General features: G+C 72.4%; 15 protein-coding genes. 9 read left to right on the top strand and 6 right to left on the bottom strand.

All coding sequences use genetic code 11. From position 1 onward, the window contains the following. Positions 1-33: 33 nt before the first annotated feature. On the bottom strand, positions 34-1,431 hold the full coding sequence (locus OG776_RS35770; RefSeq protein WP_148012834.1) for a DUF6421 family protein: 1,398 nt from the start codon (positions 1,429-1,431) through the stop codon (positions 34-36). 452 nt (positions 1,432-1,883) lie between these two features. Between OG776_RS35770 and OG776_RS35765 the strand changes: the two genes are divergently transcribed. Continuing rightward, positions 1,884-2,567, top strand: a complete 684-nt coding sequence (locus OG776_RS35765) for a glycerophosphodiester phosphodiesterase (RefSeq protein ID WP_148012835.1) — start codon at positions 1,884-1,886, stop codon at positions 2,565-2,567. Between the two features lie 93 nt (positions 2,568-2,660). Here the strand turns inward: OG776_RS35765 and OG776_RS35760 are convergent, their stop codons facing one another. After that, entirely contained in the window at positions 2,661-3,203 is a 543-nt protein-coding gene (locus OG776_RS35760; protein ID WP_148012836.1) for a GNAT family N-acetyltransferase, read from the bottom strand. A gap of 284 nt (positions 3,204-3,487) precedes the next feature. On the opposite strand from OG776_RS35760, the gene OG776_RS35755 reads away from it, so the two are divergent. Next, positions 3,488-3,880: a VOC family protein gene (locus OG776_RS35755; RefSeq protein ID WP_148012837.1), complete on the top strand. Its 393-nt coding sequence runs from the start codon at positions 3,488-3,490 to the stop codon at positions 3,878-3,880. Between the two features lie 27 nt (positions 3,881-3,907). Here OG776_RS35755 and OG776_RS35750 read toward each other — a convergent pair whose 3' ends face one another. Both OG776_RS35750 and OG776_RS35745 read right to left on the bottom strand, forming a co-directional pair. Beyond that, on the bottom strand, positions 3,908-4,441 hold the full coding sequence (locus OG776_RS35750; RefSeq protein ID WP_187285932.1) for a MarR family winged helix-turn-helix transcriptional regulator: 534 nt from the start codon (positions 4,439-4,441) through the stop codon (positions 3,908-3,910). Further along, positions 4,438-6,117 carry an FUSC family protein gene (locus OG776_RS35745; protein WP_329323165.1) on the bottom strand — a complete coding sequence of 560 codons (1,680 nt, stop codon included), beginning with the start codon at positions 6,115-6,117 and terminating at the stop codon, positions 4,438-4,440. The genes OG776_RS35750 and OG776_RS35745 overlap by 4 nt, the downstream gene beginning before the upstream one ends. Before the next feature lie 239 nt (positions 6,118-6,356). On the opposite strand from OG776_RS35745, the gene OG776_RS35740 reads away from it, so the two are divergent. From OG776_RS35740 to OG776_RS35730, 3 genes are all read left to right on the top strand, one after another. Beyond that, on the top strand, positions 6,357-6,950 hold the full coding sequence (locus OG776_RS35740) for a DUF5134 domain-containing protein (protein ID WP_148014998.1): 594 nt from the start codon (positions 6,357-6,359) through the stop codon (positions 6,948-6,950). A gap of 117 nt (positions 6,951-7,067) precedes the next feature. Next, positions 7,068-8,003, top strand: a complete 936-nt coding sequence (locus OG776_RS35735; protein ID WP_148014997.1) for a M56 family metallopeptidase — start codon at positions 7,068-7,070, stop codon at positions 8,001-8,003. A 189-nt stretch (positions 8,004-8,192) separates the two neighbouring features. Next, entirely contained in the window at positions 8,193-8,909 is a 717-nt protein-coding gene (locus OG776_RS35730; RefSeq protein ID WP_148014996.1) for an HAD family hydrolase, read from the top strand. Positions 8,910-8,915: 6 nt separating this feature from the next. Here OG776_RS35730 and OG776_RS35725 read toward each other — a convergent pair whose 3' ends face one another. Continuing rightward, the gene (locus tag OG776_RS35725; protein WP_148014995.1) at positions 8,916-9,161 is read right to left on the bottom strand and encodes a DUF2630 family protein; all 246 of its coding nucleotides are present in this window, start codon (positions 9,159-9,161) and stop codon (positions 8,916-8,918) included. Positions 9,162-9,741: 580 nt separating this feature from the next. Between OG776_RS35725 and OG776_RS35720 the strand changes: the two genes are divergently transcribed. Both OG776_RS35720 and OG776_RS35715 read left to right on the top strand, forming a co-directional pair. Beyond that, positions 9,742-11,106 carry an MFS transporter gene (locus tag OG776_RS35720; protein ID WP_410093279.1) on the top strand — a complete coding sequence of 455 codons (1,365 nt, stop codon included), beginning with the start codon at positions 9,742-9,744 and terminating at the stop codon, positions 11,104-11,106. Between the two features lie 243 nt (positions 11,107-11,349). Continuing rightward, positions 11,350-12,024, top strand: coding sequence for a TetR/AcrR family transcriptional regulator (locus tag OG776_RS35715; RefSeq protein WP_329323164.1), 675 nt, complete (start codon positions 11,350-11,352; stop codon positions 12,022-12,024). Here the strand turns inward: OG776_RS35715 and OG776_RS35710 are convergent. After that, positions 12,012-13,514 (bottom strand): LVIVD repeat-containing protein, encoded by a 1,503-nt coding sequence (locus OG776_RS35710; protein ID WP_148012841.1) that lies wholly within the window; start codon positions 13,512-13,514, stop codon positions 12,012-12,014. The genes OG776_RS35715 and OG776_RS35710 overlap by 13 nt on opposite strands. Before the next feature lie 193 nt (positions 13,515-13,707). Between OG776_RS35710 and OG776_RS35705 the strand changes: the two genes are divergently transcribed. Together OG776_RS35705 and OG776_RS35700 are read left to right on the top strand one after the other, a co-directional pair. Continuing rightward, a complete protein-coding gene (locus OG776_RS35705) occupies positions 13,708-14,361 on the top strand; it encodes a DUF305 domain-containing protein (protein ID WP_148012842.1) in 654 nt (217 codons plus the stop codon). A gap of 541 nt (positions 14,362-14,902) precedes the next feature. Beyond that, positions 14,903-16,279: an FAD-dependent oxidoreductase gene (locus OG776_RS35700; protein WP_329326588.1), complete on the top strand. Its 1,377-nt coding sequence runs from the start codon at positions 14,903-14,905 to the stop codon at positions 16,277-16,279. The last annotated feature ends 45 nt before the right edge of the window (positions 16,280-16,324 follow it).

The following is a 16,324-nucleotide window of genomic DNA, read 5'->3' as shown; positions in this document are numbered from 1 at the left end:
TCTTCGCCTCCTGAGCGTCCTCGGCGCGGGCGCTCACGCGGCGACCCGCTCGGCGCCGGCCGCGGTGATGCCCTTGGTGGAGGCGATCACGTTCTTCAGCTTCTTGGAGAGCGCCTCATAGAACATGCTCAGCGGAAACTCGTCCGGAAGCACGTCGTCGACGAGCTTACGCGGGGGAAGGTCCAGATCCAGGGCGTCCGGGCCCTTGGCCCAGCGCGATCCCGGGTGCGGGGCGAGATAGGCGGAGACGAGCTCGTACGCCTTGAACCAGTGGACGAGCTTGGGACGGTCGATACCGGCGCGGTACAGGTCCTCGATCTCGGCGCACAGCTGGTTGGTGACCTGCGGGGCACGCTCCCAGTCGATGTGCAGCTTGTTGTCGGTCCAGCGGACGACCTCGTGCTTGTGCAGGTAGGCGAAGAGGAGCTGGCCGCCGAGGCCGTCGTAGTTGCGGACGCGGTCGCCGGTGACCGGGAAACGGAACATCCGGTCGAAGAGCACCGCGTACTGCACGTCACGGCCGTGCTGGTGGCCCTCGGCCTCCAGCTTCACGGCCTCCTTGAAGGCGGTGAGGTCGCAGCGCAGCTCTTCGAGGCCGTACATCCAGAACGGCTGCCGCTGCTTGATCATGAACGGGTCGAACGGCAGGTCGCCATGGCTGTGGGTGCGGTCGTGGACCATGTCCCACAGCACGAAGGCCTGCTCGCAGCGCTCCTGGTCCTGCACCATGGCGGCGATGTCCTCGGGCAGCTGAAGGCCCAGGACGTCCACGGCGGCCTCGGTGACGGCGCGGAAGCGCGCGGCCTCGCGGTCGCAGAAGATGCCGCCCCAGCTGAAGCGGGCCGGCGCCTCGCGCACCGCGATGGTCTCCGGGAAGAGGACGGCCGAGTTGGTGTCGTAGCCCGCCGTGAAGTCCTCGAAGGTGATCCCGCAGAACAGCGGGTTGTCGTAGCGGGTGCGCTCCAGCTCGGCCAGCCAGTCCGGCCAGACCATGCGCAGCACGACCGCCTCGAAGTTGCGGTCCGGGTTGCCGTTCTGCGTGTACATCGGGAAGACCACCAGGTGCTGGAGGCCGTCCTCACGGTTGGCGGCGGGCTGGAAGGCCAGCAGCGAGTCCAGGAAGTCGGGGACCTGGAAGCCCCCGTCGGCCCAGCCGCGCAGATCCTTCACGAGCGCCTCGTGGTACGCCGCGTCGTGCGGCAGCAACGGGGAAAGCCGCTCGACGGCGTCCGTCGCCCGGCGCACGGCCGACTCCACGGCGGCGGCGTCCGGCGCCCCCTCCGCCCCGAGGTCGATCGACCCGTCCTTGGACTGCCATGGCCGGATCTCCTCCACGGCATCCTTGAGCACGGGCCAAGCCGGGTGCTCCACCACCCTGCCCACGGGAGGAACCTGCTCCTCCGTACCCACCTGCACAAGAATTTCCGTCATGTCTCATCCTCCACGGGAGAACCTCGCGTAAGCACACCGTATGTAAATGAGGTTCTTCCCCGCAAGGGGAGGCTCGACAGATTATCCTGCGCCACCCCCACCTTCACCGCTTTTTTTCCTGTCGTACATGACTTGGGCGACCACTTCCGTCGCGGGGCGGGGAACGGTCCCGACATCTCCGTGAAGCCTCGACGGCGGGCGGCGGCGGCCCCGCGAGGCGTGCGGCGGGACGGCGGGAGATGTCAATCCGCGGAGGACTCGCCCACTCCCGAGTGAGCCGGAGCGGCCCGCACGGGCCCGGCGGGGCCGTACGCCGCCCGGCCGGGACACGCCCCGCCTGGCGTACGAGCGGGTACATCGCCGGGCCGGGCGATTAGGCTGCGGCCTTGCCGCGTGGGCGCCGCCGGGACCACGCGCGCGCAGAGCCGCCGTCGACGGAAGCGAGTCGCGTCTTGAACTTCCTCACCATCGGTCATCGCGGAGTGATGGGTGTCGAGCCCGAGAACACCCTCCGTTCCTTCATCGCCGCCCAGAACGCGGGCCTCGACCTGATCGAACTCGATCTGCATCTGAGCAAGGACGGCGCGCTCGTCGTCATGCACGACGCGGACGTGGACCGTACGACCGACGGTTCGGGGCCCATCTCCGAGATGACGCTCGCGGAGCTGCGGGCGCTGGACGCCGGGCGCGGTGAGCGCGTACCCGTCTTCGAAGAGGTCCTGGACGCCGTCAGGGCGCCGTTGCAGGCCGAGATCAAGGACACGGCGGCCGCGCGGGCGCTGGCCGACGTGATGCACCGGCGCGACCTGGTGGGACGCGTCGAGGTGTCGTCGTTCCACGACGAGGCGATCGCCGAGATCACCCGGCTCGTGCCGGGCGTCCGCACCGCGCTCATCGCGAGCCGGTACGGCGTCGACGTCGTGGACCGCGCGGTGGAGGCCGGGGCTGCGACCGTCTGTCTCAACATCCGCCGGCTGACGCTGGAGGTCGTGGAGTACGCCCGCACGTGCGGCCTGCGGGTCATCGGGTGGGTGGTGAACACCCAGGACCAGCTGCGGCTGGTGCGCGCGCTGGAGCTGGACGGCGCGACCACCGACTACCCGGAGATCAAGCGCACCGGCCGCTTCACGGCGTGACGTCCGTGCCGCCGCTCCGGCGGCCGCCTTCGCCGCGGCTCCGGTGGCCGCGGGCCTCGCGGACTCCCGCGCTGCCCGCGGTCCCGCCGGACGTCAGGCCAGCGGCTTGACCAGCAGCTCGAACCGCAGGTCGTCGCGCTGGGGGACACCGAAGCGCTCGTCGCCGTACGGGAACGGGGTCATCCGTCCCGTACGGCGGTAGCCGCGCCGCTCGTACCAGGCGATGAGGTCGTCGCGTACGGAGATCACGGTCATGTGCATCTCCGCGACCCCCCAGGTCTCGCGCGCGTACCGCTCCGCCTCCGCCAGGATCACCTTGCCGAGGCCGCCGCCCTGGAGCGTCGGGCTGACCGCGAACATCCCGAAGTAGGCGTGGTCGCCACGGTGCTCCAGCTGGCAGCAGGCCACGACGGCGCCGTCCCGCTCGACGGTCAGCAGCCGGCTGTCGGGCCCCTTGACCACCGCGAGCACACCCTCCGGGTCGGTCCGCTGCCCCTGGAGGATGTCCGCCTCCGTGGTCCAGCCGGCGCGGCTGGAGTCCCCGCGGTACGCGGACTCGATCAGCGCGACGAGGACGTCCACGTCCGCGTCGGTGGCGTCGCGGAAGGTCAGTCCGTGGGAGGCGGCGGTGTCCATGGAGCGATTCTCCGAATCTCTGGAACTCTGTGGCTCTGGTGGCTCTGTGGCTCTGGTGCGGCTCGGGCAACGCCGAGCGTAACGCCCTCGCCGGACGCGGTGCCGCGATCCCCCGGCCGGCCGGCCCGCGGCCGCGGCCGCTCCAGCGGGCCACGTCGGCGCACCGCGTCGGCGCGACGCCCGCGCACCGCACGCCCGGCCCCGGCCCGGCCGGCGATGCACCGCATCGGACGCCGCGCGCTGATCCACCGGAGATCACCGGACAGCCCTTAGGCTCCGGGGGCATGGTGCATGTACTGAGCAGCCGGACCCTTCTGCGTCCCGCCGACCCGGAGCGCTCCCGGGCCTTCTACGGCGGGCAGTTGGGCCTCGCCGTCCACCGGGAGTTCGGCACGGGTCCCGAGCGCGGCACGGTCTACTTCCTCGGCGGCGGGTTCCTGGAGGTCTCCGGCCGTTCCGACGTACCGCCCTCGCCCGCGCTCAGGCTGTGGCTCCAGGTGGCCGACGCCACCGCGGCGCACGAGGAGCTCGCGGCCGCCGGTGTCGAGGTCCTGCGTCCACCGGTGAAGGAGCCCTGGGGGCTGGTCGAGATGTGGATCGCGGACCCGGACGGCACGGAGATCGTGCTCGTGGAGATCCCCGCGGATCATCCGCTGCGCTACCGCCCCGGAATCTGAGGGGCGCCTCCCCTCGCGCCCGGCCCCTCAGCCGCGCGGAACTCCGAGCCGCCCCTCCAGCTGACCGAGCAACTCCCCCAGGAGTGAGGCGAGTTCACGCTGTCGGCCGAGATCGATGCCGGACAGGGCCGTCGTCTCGTAGGCGAGCTGCTGGGGCAGGACGCCGTCGACGAGTTCGCGGCCCGCGTCGGTCAGGCGGACGTGCGCGACCCGGCGGTCACGGGTGTCGCCACGGCGCTCGACCAGGCCGCGTTCCGTCAGCTGCTTGAGCCGCTTGGTGACGGCCGCGCCCGAGGAGAACGTCTCACGGGCGATCTCACTGGGGGTCAGCTCGTGTCCGGTACGGCGCAGCGTCCCGAGGACGTCGAACTCGGGGCGGGTCAGCCCGGCCCGGCGCAGCGGCGCGTCCTCGGCCTGCTGGAGGAGCGCGGCGGAGCGGTTGATCCGGCCGATGATCTCCATCGGGCCGGTGTCGATGCCGGGATGGACCGCCCGCCACTGCCGCACGACCGCGGCCATCGTGTCGCCGGGCACCGCCGCCCGCCCGTTCGCTGCCGTCATGCCTGTACGTCCTCCACGGAATGCGGTCCCTGCCGTCGTACCGTCGCCGCGAGCGTACGGTGTCCGGACCGTTCCACCCGCATCAGCCGCTCCTCCGGCAGGGCGCGTTGCCACCATTCGCCGGCCGCGGCGTCGGCGGTGGCCCGCAGTTCGACGACGGCGCCGACCAACTCGCGGCGGGCGGCCTCGAGGGCGCCGGGCGCGGGACGCCCGGAGCGGAGGACCCGCGCGGCGCGCTCGTCGGCGCGCTCGACGGCGTCGAGGGCGCCCTCCACGCGGTCGCCGGCCCGCCGGTTGGTGACGGCCACCGCCGCGGCGAAGCCGACCAGTGCCCCCACCACGGTGTCCACCACCCGGTCGGTCATCAGTTCGCCGGGCCGCTGGAGGTGCGCGAACTCGGTGATGAGCAGGGCCATGGGGGTGACGCAGACACTGCCGAGCCAGTAGTTGCGGCCGATCAGCGCCTCGGCTCCGAAGTTGAGCGCGAGGCAGATCAGGACGAGGGCGGCCTGGCCCAGGTGGGCGAGCGGGACGAGGGCCGCGAAGACCAGGACGCCGACGAGGTTGCCGACGACGCGTTGCACACCTCGGCTCCAGGTCAGGGTGACATTGGTCTGGTAGAGCGAGGCCGCGGTGACGAGGGCCCAGTAGGGGCGGCCCACGCCGAGGGAGAGTGAGGCCCAGCCGGCCAGCGAGCAGCCGAGGGCGACCCGGAGCGCGATCGGGGCCAGCGGACCGAGTCGGTGCGACAACGGCCGCTGTCCGACGGCGAGTTCGGTCTCGACGCCGAGAAGTTCACCCGCGGCCTCCCCCAGGTCGTCCGGGTGCGGTACCGGGCCGGTGCCGCGCAGAGCGCGGGCCCAGTCGCGCAGCCGCTCGGGCTCCGTGTCGGCGGGCGCGGCGATCGCCACCTCCGCGCGTACGACGAGCCGTTCGAGGGCGCGCCGGGGGGCGGATCGGGCACCGGTGGAGAGAAGTGACTGCCAGGCCCCGTGCACGGCGGCGGCCGCGGCGGCGCGGGTCCGGGCGGATCCGGCACCGACGCCTCCTGTCCCGGCGTACGCCGCGGCCGCGTGGAGTGCGTGGGCGGTGGCCCGGCGTTCGGGTCCGTGCGGGCGGAACAGTCCCGGCGCCATGCCGACGATCCAGGCCCAGACGCCCGCGGCGGCACCGAGCGCGAGATGGCCGGGGACCTCGCCGGGCGTCTGCGGCACGAAGAGGGAGGCGGAGCTGACGAAGCAGAGGACCACATGGCCGGGGGGCCCGATCCGGGTGGCGTCGCACAGCACCTTCTGCACGGCGGCCAGCAGGGCGCCGACCGCGACCAGCAGGACGGGGTTCGTGGTGAGGGAGGCCGCGGTCAGGGACGCGGCGAGTCCGGCGAGCATCCCGAGCACCACGCCCGCGAGGACGCGGGCCCGGGCCGCGTACGGACGGTGGTGGGCGTAGAGCGCGCAGAGCGAGCCGGCCATGGTGTACATGGCCAGGTCCAGCCGGCCGAGCGCGAGGAGGAGCAGATTCGGCGGCGCTACCGACGCGACCACGCTCAGCGCGGGCTTGAACCAGATGTCCGAGGGCCGGCCGAGGCGGAGCACCCCGGCCAGCGGGAGACGCCGGGCGCCCGACGGGGGACGGGGGCGGCGCGGCCGGCGGGCGTGGGGGGTCGTGGTGCTCATACGGTGAAGGCTAGCATTTATTTTACAAGTAAAACACCTGTGCAGGACCTTCCTCACCCGCATCCGGCGCGTCCAGACCCATCGCTCCGCCGCTCCCGCCCCTCCCACCTGCGACGCTCCCCGCACGCTCCCCCGAATGCACCCTTGCGCCCGCCCTTCACCGGCTTGCGCACCGCTCCGCGTGGGCATGCCCGGTCAGACGTCCGACCCACGGCAGCGTCCAGCGGGGGAGGTACACGGTGCACGGACCGGCTTCGCCCGGCTGGCTGCTCGTCGCGCTGTGCGCGGCGACCGGGGCCTACTGTCTGCTGCGGATGCGCAGCGCGGTCGAGGAGCAGCGCCGCACGGCCGGCGCCGAGGCGCTCATGGGCTTCGGCATGGCGGTGATGGCCGTGCCCGCGGCCGTGGCCGCGCCTCCGCACTGGGCCTGGCTCGGGTACACGGCGGTGTTCGGGGCGGCCGCCCTGCGTGCGCTGTGGGCGGCCCGCACCGGCCGGCATCATCTTCATCATCTGGTCGGGACCTGCGCGATGGTCTACATGGCGGCGGTGATGGCCGCCGCCCCGTCCGCGCGGCACCACGCGCACGGCGGCGCCGGGGTGCCGCTGGTGACCGGGGCGCTCCTTGTCTACTTCACCGCGTACGTGCTCCTGTCCGGGTTCCGGCTGCTTCCGGTCGTCGCCGTGGCCGGGAACACGGAGACCGCGCGGAGCGCCGGGGCGGCCGCGCGCGGCTCCGCCGGGACACCGGGGTGGGGCGATCGTCCCGAGCTGTCACAGGCGTGCCGGCTGTCGATGGGGATCGCGATGCTCGCCATGCTGGTCACGCTCTGACACGCGCCCCCGTCTCCCCGTGAGACCATCCCGCCTCGCCCGGCGGAAACCGTGGTGTACGTCACTTGCCGTCGCGGCCCGTATCCCCCGGCGACGCTCCGCTCATAGGCTTCGGTCATGATGGTCCCCGCGGCACTGTTGCTGCTCGGCGCCCTGGCCGCCGTGGTCGCTCCACGGCTGCTCGCCCGGGCTGACTGGCCGGACCGCGAGCCCGTGGTCGCCCTGTGGGTGTGGCAGTGCGTGGTGGCGGCCGTACTGCTGTGCTGTGCGCTGTCGATGACGTTGAGCGCGGCCGCCGCGTGGGTGGCGGTGCGCGGCCATGTGTTCGCCCCCGCGCCCCATTCCGTCGTGAACGCCTACGCGTTGAGTGCGCAGGGTCCGTGGGCCGCGACGACCGCGGTGGTACTCGCGTGCGGCGGCGCCTGGACCGCGGCGATGCTGGTCCGCGAAGTACTGGGCGCACGGGCGCGTCATCGTCAGAGCCGTGCCGAACTCCGCCTGCGCGCACCGCTGTTGCCGGGCGAGGAGCCCAGCAGCGATCGACTGGTGGTGCTGGAGGGCGAGCGTCCCGACGCGTGGTTCCTGCCCGGTCCCGCACCTCAACTCGTCATCACCACGGCCGCGTTGCGCCGCCTCAAGGGGCGCCGCCTGGACGCCGTGCTCGCCCACGAGCAGGGGCACGCGCGGGCCCGGCACGACTGGCTCCTGCACTGCTCCGCCGCACTCGCCGTCGGCTTCCCGCAGGTCCCGGTCTTCGCCGCGTTCCGCGACGAGATGCACCGGCTGGTCGAACTGGCCGCCGACGACATGGCGTCCCGCCGTTTCGGCCGTCTCACCATCGCCCTCGCACTGGTCGAACTCAACGAGGACCGGGGCGTGTTCGGTCCCTGCCCCACTCCGCAGGCACATCTCCCGGCACGGGTACGGCGCCTGCTCACCCCGCAGGACCGGCTGACGCCGTCGCGGCGGCTGCGCCTGACGGCCGCGGCCACGCTGGTGCCGGTGATCCCGCTGCTGGTGACGTTCGGACCGGCACTGCGGGTGCTCGGCTGAGACTCCCGCGGGAGCCGGTGCCGGGCGGGCCGGTGCCGGGCGGGCCGGTGCCGGTTGGGCCGGGCCTCCGCACGGAGTCCTGTCCTCGGCACGGGTACCCGACCGGGCCCGGCAGGGGCGTCGGCCTGACACCCGCGCGGCCCGGTGCGCCCTTGACCCGCGTGGGCCGCGGCACGAAGGATCGCCCTCATGACGATCAAGTGCGTGCTCTTCGACTTCTCCGGAACCCTGTTCCGCGTCGAGTCCACCGATTCCTGGCTGCGCGCCGTGCTGACGGAAGCAGAAGTAACCGTCCCGGAAGCGGAGTTGGTGCGGATGGCGGCCGAGCTGGAGTCGGTGGGCGCGCTCCCCGGCGGCGCCGTCCCCGCACGGCCGCTGCCGGCGGAGCTGGCCGAGGTGTGGCAGCGGCGCGACGAGAGCGGGGCGTCGCACCGGGCCGCCTTCACCGGCGCCTCCCGGCAGGTGACGCTGCCCGATCCCGCCCTGCACGACGCGCTGTACGACCGCCATATGAGTCCCGCCGCCTGGCGGCCCTACCCCGACGCGGCGGAGGTGCTCTCCGCGCTGCGCGAGCGGGGAATCGCGGTGGGCGTGGTCAGCAACATCGGCTGGGATCTGCGCCCCGTCTTCCGCGAGCACGGCCTCGACGCGTACGTCGGCGCCTACATCCTGTCGTACGAGCACGGAGTCCAGAAACCGGACGTCCGGCTGTTCGCGACCGCCTGCGAGGCACTGGGGGCGACGCCCGAGGGGACGCTGATGGTCGGGGACGACCGCCGGGCCGACGGGGGCGCGGCCGCGCTGGGCTGCGCGACGTTCTTCGTGGACCATCTGCCGGTCGCGGTCCGGCCGGACGGCCTGCGACCGGTGCTGGACCTCGTCGACCGACCGGCCGGCCGGCCCTGACCGACCTCAGCTCTGGTAGCCCTCGACCTGCGAGGACGGCCGCACGCGTGCCTCGTCCGGGTTCTCCCCGAACTCGGTCTTCGCGCGGCGCTGCCGCAGCAGGTCCCAGCACTGGTCGAGCTCGCGCTCCAGCTGCCCGAGCCGCTGATGTTCGGTGTCGGAGTCGATCTGTCCCGACGACAGCGCCTCGCGAAGCTGTCGCTCGTCGTCCACCATCGCCGTGATCTTCGCCAGGATCTGCTCTTGGTTCATGTCCGTACGCCTCCTCGGGACTCGTGCCCACTCTATGGAGATCCTCCCCCGTGGCGCACGTCCGCCTCCGATGTTCCGTGGCGGACGCGCGCTCCTTAATCGAACCCGCGTACGTCTGGAATCGGGTCCGGGGGCGGCGGACCCGTGGGGCCTCAGGGATGTTCTCGCCCCCTCCGCCCCTACCCGGCCCATCCCGTACCTGGGGGCTCCGCCCCCAGACCCCCGCCAGGGGCGCTGCGCCCCCTGGACCCCCGCATCGCCCGAAGGGCTCGTCCTCAGACGCCGGACGGGCTGAGAGTGCGGGCCGGCGCTGAAGGGCCGGTGGCCGACGTGGTCCTTCCGGCGCGGGTGCGCATCTCCAGCCCGTCCGGCGCTTGAGGGCGAGGCCGTCCAGGCCGAACGGGGGTCTGGGGGCGAAGCCCCCGGGCACGGACGGGACGGGAGAGTGGCGTCGCCCCCGAAAATCCCGGCGCGGCAAGCCGCGCTCAACCCGTACCGTCGGTGGCGCCTCCGTGCGCCCCGTGACGGGTGCCGACCTCAGCAACCCCAGGGATCCCCGGTGTCGTCCAGTTCGCCCCTCCTGTCGGATCCGGGTCGGCCAGGTCCGTCGTCGAGTCTGTGGCGGGACGCTGACTTCCGCAGGTTGTGGATCGGTCAGACGGCGTCTCAGCTGGGTGAACAGGGGAATCTGGTCGTTCTGCCGCTCCTCGCCGTGCTGACGCTCGGGGCGGGCCCCGGCGAGCTCGGCGTCCTCCGCGCGGTGGGACAGGCGCCGGTCCTGTTGCTCTCGCTCTGCGTCGGCGCGTGGGTGGACCGATGGCGCACCCGCACGGTGATGGTGCTGGCGGACGGCGCCCGGACCCTGCTCATGGGCGCCGCGGCCACGGCCGGTCTCCTCGGCTGTCTCGGACCGGCCTCACTGCCCGCGCTCGCCTTCACCGTCGGCGCCCTGTCCGTGTTCTTCGACGTGGCGTACCAGGCGTCTCTCGTGCGGCTGGTGACGCGCGACCGGCTGGCGAGCGGCAACAGCGCGTTGGAGGGCAGCAGGTCCGCGGCGCAGTTCGGCGGTCCGGCCCTCGGCGGCGCGTTGGTCTCCCTGTTGTCGGCACCGGCCGCGGCCGCCGCCGACGCGCTGTTCTTCGCAGTGTCGTGCGGGGCGGTCGGCGGGATCCGCCGGACCGAATCGATTCCGGACCACGCGGCGGATCCCCCTCGGGTCCGGCGACGGATTCTGGAGGGCCTGCGTTTCGTCGCGGGCGACAGCACGCTCCGGACCGTGTGCCTGGCGTCGGCCGCCTTCCAGTTCTCCCTGGCCGCGACGATGACCGTCTACCTCCCCTTCCTGCCGCGCGAACTGCATCTGTCGGGGGCCTTCGTGGGTCTGGCCCTCGCGGCGGCGGGTCCGGGCGCGCTGGTGGGCTCGCTCCTGGCCGCCCGCCTGCCGGGCCGCTTCGGCTACGGACCGGTGCTCGTGGGCGCGGCGGCGCTCGGCGACGGCGTGTTCCTGTGCGTGCCCGCGCTGCGGGCCTCCTCCGCCGTGACGGTTCCGGCGCTCCTCATGGTCGGCTTCGTGTCCGGGCTCGGCGGCCAGTTGGTCAATGTCGCCGTGATGACCGTCCGGCAGGCCGTCACCCCGGACGGGATGCAGGGGCGTACGGCCGCGACGATCACCTTCGTGGGCATGGGTTCGGCGCCGTTCGGTTCCCTGTTGGGCGGATTCCTCGGGCAGCGGTGGGGACTGCGGACCAGTCTCCTGGTGACAGCCGCGGGCATGATGATGTCCCCGGTGGTGATGGCCGCGTCCCCGCTCGCGCGGTTGGGACGGGTCCTTCCGGTCTCGGGCGACGGACCACTGACGGCCACTCATTCCGAACCCACGGCCGGCGAGTTGACCGTGGGTGGCCTCGACGCGGCGCGGGACGCGCCCACGGAGAACCCGCCGTGATGAACAAGCGCTGCTGATGGCCCGTCAGGCTTACGACGACGCACCGGCCGTGAAGTCGGCCGGTCCCCCGGCCCGACCGTCCGGCCGCGGGCCGCTCAGGTCGAATCCCCGCGCACGTCCGCCTGAGACGTTCCCCCGCGACGCCCCAGGCGGACGGCAGCCCGAAGCGGACCCCTGGCGGGGTCGTGACCCGGACGGTCTGAGTATAGTTGGCTGGCAGCCAGTCAACACAGGAGTTACCGGATGTCCCCGCGCAGCCCGTCGGTCAACGAAGAGCTGCGGCGGCGTTCCCGGGAGCGACTCCTGCAGGCCGCCCTGGAGTTGGTGAGCGAGCGCGGGTACGCCGCGACGACGCTCGGGGACATAGCCGACCGCGCGGGATCCGCGCGCGGACTGGTGTCGTACTACTTCCCCGGCAAGCGCCAGCTCGTCCAGTCCGCGGTGCACCGGCTGATGCACCGCACGCTGGAGGAGGGGCTGGAACGCGAGCCGCGTACCACGGACGGCCGGGAGCGGATGGCGCGGGCCATCGACGCGGTCCTCGGCCTGGCCCGGGACAGGCCGGTCCTCATGCGGCAGCACATGGCCGGCATCCTGCAGGACGAGGGGTTCGTGCAGTGTCCTGAACAGCAGCGGCTGGCGCGGCTGCTGCGGGAGACCGTGGCCGGTCACGGATCGCCGGACGCGGCCACCGACTACCCGATGCTGCGCGCGCTGCTCATGGGCGCGGTGTACGCGGCTCTGGTGCCGGGCGCGCCGATGCCGGTGCCGACGCTGCGGGCGGAACTGTTCGAACGCTACCGGCTCGACTGGGAGATGGGAGTCCCGCCGGGCACCGAGGTGCCCGGCGGGACGGAGACGGCGGATCTGTCACGGTTCTTCGCGACGGGCCGCCTGCCGGACGATCAGTCGAAGTAGTCCGGCTGGGTCTGGACGTTGAGCTCGCGCAGGTGGACCCGCTGGGCCGGGTCGGTGCGCCGGTCGGTGAGCTTCAGGACGTCGAAGCCCTTGGCTATGTCGTTGGAGTAGATGTAGCCGTTGTAGTAGTACGCCGACCACGAGCCGCCGACCTGGAGCGTGTCGGTGCTCAGCGGCCCGCGTTCGAAGTAGGCGATCTCCTTCGGGCGAGCGGAGTCGGTGAAGTCCCAGACGGAGACACCGCCCTGGTACCAGGCCTGCACCATGAGGTCCTTGCCCTTGACCGGGATCAGCGACCCGTTGTGGGCCACGCAGTTCTCGGTGTCCGCCTGATGACGGGGGATCTTGTAGTAGCTCCGGAAGACCAGCTTGCGCCGGTCGCCCTTGCCGACGATGTCGTAGATGCCGTCGGCACCGCGGTTCGGACCGATGGCCGCGTTGCAGGTGGCCGCGCCGCCGCCGCCCAACTCGTCGGTGAACACCACCTTGTCGGCCTTCTGGTTGAAGGTCGCGGAGTGCCAGAACGCGAAGTTGACGTTGTCCTGGACCTGGTCGATGACCTTGGGGTGTTCCGGGTCCTTGATGGAGAAGAGGATTCCGTCGCCCATGCAGGCGCCCGCCGCGAGGTCCTTGGAGGGCAGCACGGTGATGTCGTGGCAGCCGGTGGTCTTGGAGACACCCGGGTTGGTGGGCGAGCCGGGGTTGCCGCCGCCGTCGGGTCCCTCACCGGGGAAGAGCACCGGGAAGTTCACCACGGCGGCCTTCTCGGGCGCGTTGCGCGGCACCTTGATGACCGAGATGCCGTCGTGCGGCGGCTGGCAGTCCGGGAACGTGGCGCTCGGCGAGTACGAGGACACGTAGATGTAGACGTTCTTGCGCTCCGGCACCAGCGAGTGGGTGTGCGAGCCGCAGGCGGTCTCGACGGCGGCGACGTACTTCGGGTTCGCCTTGTCGGTGATGTCGAAGACCTTCATGCCCTCCCACGAGGACTTCTCCGTCGCGGGCTGCGTGGTGCTGTTGCAGGAGTTGTCGCTGCGCGAGGAGTCGGTGGACAGGAAGAGCAGGTTGCCGGAGACGGAGATGTCGTTCTGCGACCCCGGGCACAGCACCTGGGAGACCGTCTTGGGAGCCTTCGGGTTGCTGATGTCGAGGACGCGGAAGCCGTCGTAGTTGCCGGCGAAGGCGTACTTGCCCTGGAAGGCGAGGTCCGAATTGATGCCGGGCAGCGCGTCCTTGGGGATGTTGGTGAGGTGCTGGACGTTGTCGGAGTGGACGATCTCGTCCTGTCCGGGTATCTCGCCGCTCGCCACCGCCGCCTTCACTTCGGCCGCGTCGCTCCGGGAGACCTTCTCCCGTGCGGCGGGACCGTCCCCGGGGTCGGGGGTCGCGGCCGCCGGGCCGGCCGTGAGCAGCGCGGCCAGGAGTCCGGCCGCGACCGCGGCAACTCCCAGGCTCCTGTGCCGCGTTCGAGGGTCGTTCAACAGGGTCACTGCGTCCTCCCTTGTAGCCGTTCGCAGTGGAACGGTTCACGGACCCCAGAAGTATCGTCCTCCCCATGCACTGATCAACAGATGGCAACGTACTCGTAATGAGAGTTTTTGATCAGACGCGTTCGGAAGCGTGCTAGGACGGTCATGAACACCCGTGCGTGGTAAGCCGATCCGTGTGCCTCAGGAGGTCGCTGTGCTCGTCCGCCGTTCCCCCCGCGCGTCCCTGGTCACGGCCTCGCTGGTGGCCGTCGTCCTCGCCCTCGGGGCCTGCGACGACTCCGGCACCCCGGGCAAGTCCGGTGCCGCGGACGGACCTTCGGTGATCGCGCCCGGCAGACCCGGGGAAGCGGCCGAAACCCTCTCCGCCGGTGAGGCCGCGAAGAAGCGCACCGAGGACGACTCACCCAACTCGGCGGACTTCGCCTACGCGCGGATGATGATCGAACACCACACCCAGGCACTGGAGATGACCCGGCTCGCCCCGCGCCAGGCCGAGTCCTCCCGGGTGAAGGCACTCGCGGCACGCATCTCCGCCTCGCAGGGACCCGAGATCAGCTCGATGAAGGGCTGGCTCGACACCCACGACGGGGACGCGCACGCCACGGGGCACCAGCACGAGGAGATGCCCGGCATGGCGACCGGGGCCCAGCTCAAGGCGTTGCGCGTGGCCCGGGGCAAGGTCTTCGACCGGCTCTTCCTGAAGCTGATGATCACGCACCACGACGGGGCGATCTCGATGGCCACGGACGTGAAGGCCCAGGGCAACAACATCCAGATCGAGGAGATGGCCGACGACGTGATCGCCCAGCAGACCAGCGAGATCAGCAGGATGCGCGCGATGTCCTGACCGGCGGGCCCTCGGTCACCGGCCGTCCGAGCGGGCGGCGGGTGAGAGCCGTGTCCATCGGTCCGTCACGGGGCCGCGCCGCCGGCCCATGACGGCCCCTCGTCGCCGGCCCTTGACGTGCCGCGCCGCCCGGTCGCTGCCTGACCGCACCACGAGCCCAGGACGGGGCCGCCTGCACCCACCCTTTCGGGCAGTTCCCCGGCGACACACCTCGACGGCACGCCCGCCGCCGCGCGGTCCACCGCGGTGCCGCGCGGCAGGGCGTCGGCCTCGCCCCCGCGCGACGGCGCGTACGGGACGCGCCGGCACCGCCGTCCGTCTCCGGCCCCGGCGAGCCGTGCCTCGACGCGTACGACACCAGGCGCCCCTTCCGTACGACCCGGCCCACCCGTACGCCCGACCAGGCCCGACGCGATCCATCCGGACGGAACCGCACCCGTGTACCGCGCGCCGGACCCTGTCAGCGGGCCATGAGTGGTGGGATGCTGGAGCCATCAGCGATCTCCTCGGACTGTTCGGGTTTCGGGTTGGGAGTTCCGCCGTGTTGCATGTCGCCGTCGTCGGCTCGGGACCCAGCGGGGTCTACACCGCCCAGAGCCTTCTGCAGAGCGGGCCGTCCGAGATCCGGGTGGACGTCCTCGACCGCTTGCCGTGCCCCTACGGCCTGGTCCGCTACGGCGTGGCCCCCGACCACGAGAAGATCAAGTCGCTCCAGAACAATCTGCGCGCCGTCCTGGAGGACGAGCGGGTGCGGTTCCTCGGCGGCGTCCAGGTGGGCCCCGGCGGCGTGCCGGCCGCGCGGCTGCGCGAGCTGTACCACGCGGTCGTGTACTGCGTGGGCGCCGCCACCGACCGGCATCTCGGGGTACCCGGCGAGGACCTGTCCGGCAGTTGGTCGGCGACCGAGTTCGTGTCCTGGTACAGCGCCCACCCGGACTCCGTGCCCGACGCGGCCGCCGGATTCGTGCTCGGGACGCGTTCGGCGGTGGTCATCGGCGTCGGCAACGTCGCCGTCGACGTGACCCGGATCCTGGCCCGCGGCGCGGCCGAACTCAGTCCCACCGACATGCCGCAGGCGGCGCTCACCGCGCTGGCCGCGAGCACGGTGACGGAGATCAGCATGGTCGGGCGGCGCGGCCCCTCACAGGCCCGCTTCACCACCAAGGAACTGCGCGAGCTGGGCGGGCTGCCGGACACCGAGGTCGTGGTGGACCCCGCGGAGCTGGCGCTCGACCCGCAGTACGCGGACCCGTCGGCGCTGCCCGCCGCCCAGCGCCGCAACGTGGAGGTGCTGCGCGAATGGGCCGCCACCCCGGCACGGGGTCTGCCGCGCCGGATCCGGCTGCGGTTCTTCCTCCGCCCCGTCGCACTGCTCCCCGGCGCGGAGAAACCGGCGGGCGTCGGCGGGCGGGTGGGCGCGGTGCGCTTCGAACGGACGGTGCCCGACGGTCGTGGCGGGGTGACCGGCACGGGTCGCCACGAGGACATCGCGGCCCAGTTGGTGCTGCGTTCGGTGGGATACCGCGGGGTGCCGCTCGAAGGGCTGCCGTTCGACGCCGAGCGCGGCACGGTGCCGCATCTCGCCGGGCGGGTGCTGCGGGACGGCGCGGTCGCCCCGGGTGAGTACGTGGCGGGCTGGATCAAGCGGGGCCCGACGGGCGTCATCGGCACCAACCGGCCGTGCGCCAAGGAGACGGTGACCTCACTGCTGGAGGACGCGCCCGATCTCGTACGACGCGAGGTGTCCGACGATCCGCTCGCGGCCCTGTGCGCGACCGGCGTCGCGCCGGTCGGCTGGGCCGGCTGGCAGGCGATCGAGCGGGCGGAGGCGGAGCTCGGGGCCTCCCTCGGGCGGAGCGTCGTGAAACTGCCCGACTGGGCGTCGCTGCTGACGGCGGCGCGGACGGCGACTTCCTAGCGTCCGCCATCGCCTTCCGTCCGCCGTCGTCTTCCGTCGACCCCG

The organism is Streptomyces sp. NBC_01689 (assembly GCF_036250675.1).
Taxonomy (GTDB): Bacteria; Actinomycetota; Actinomycetes; order Streptomycetales; family Streptomycetaceae; genus Streptomyces.
This window is presented reverse-complemented; position numbering and strand designations above follow the sequence as displayed.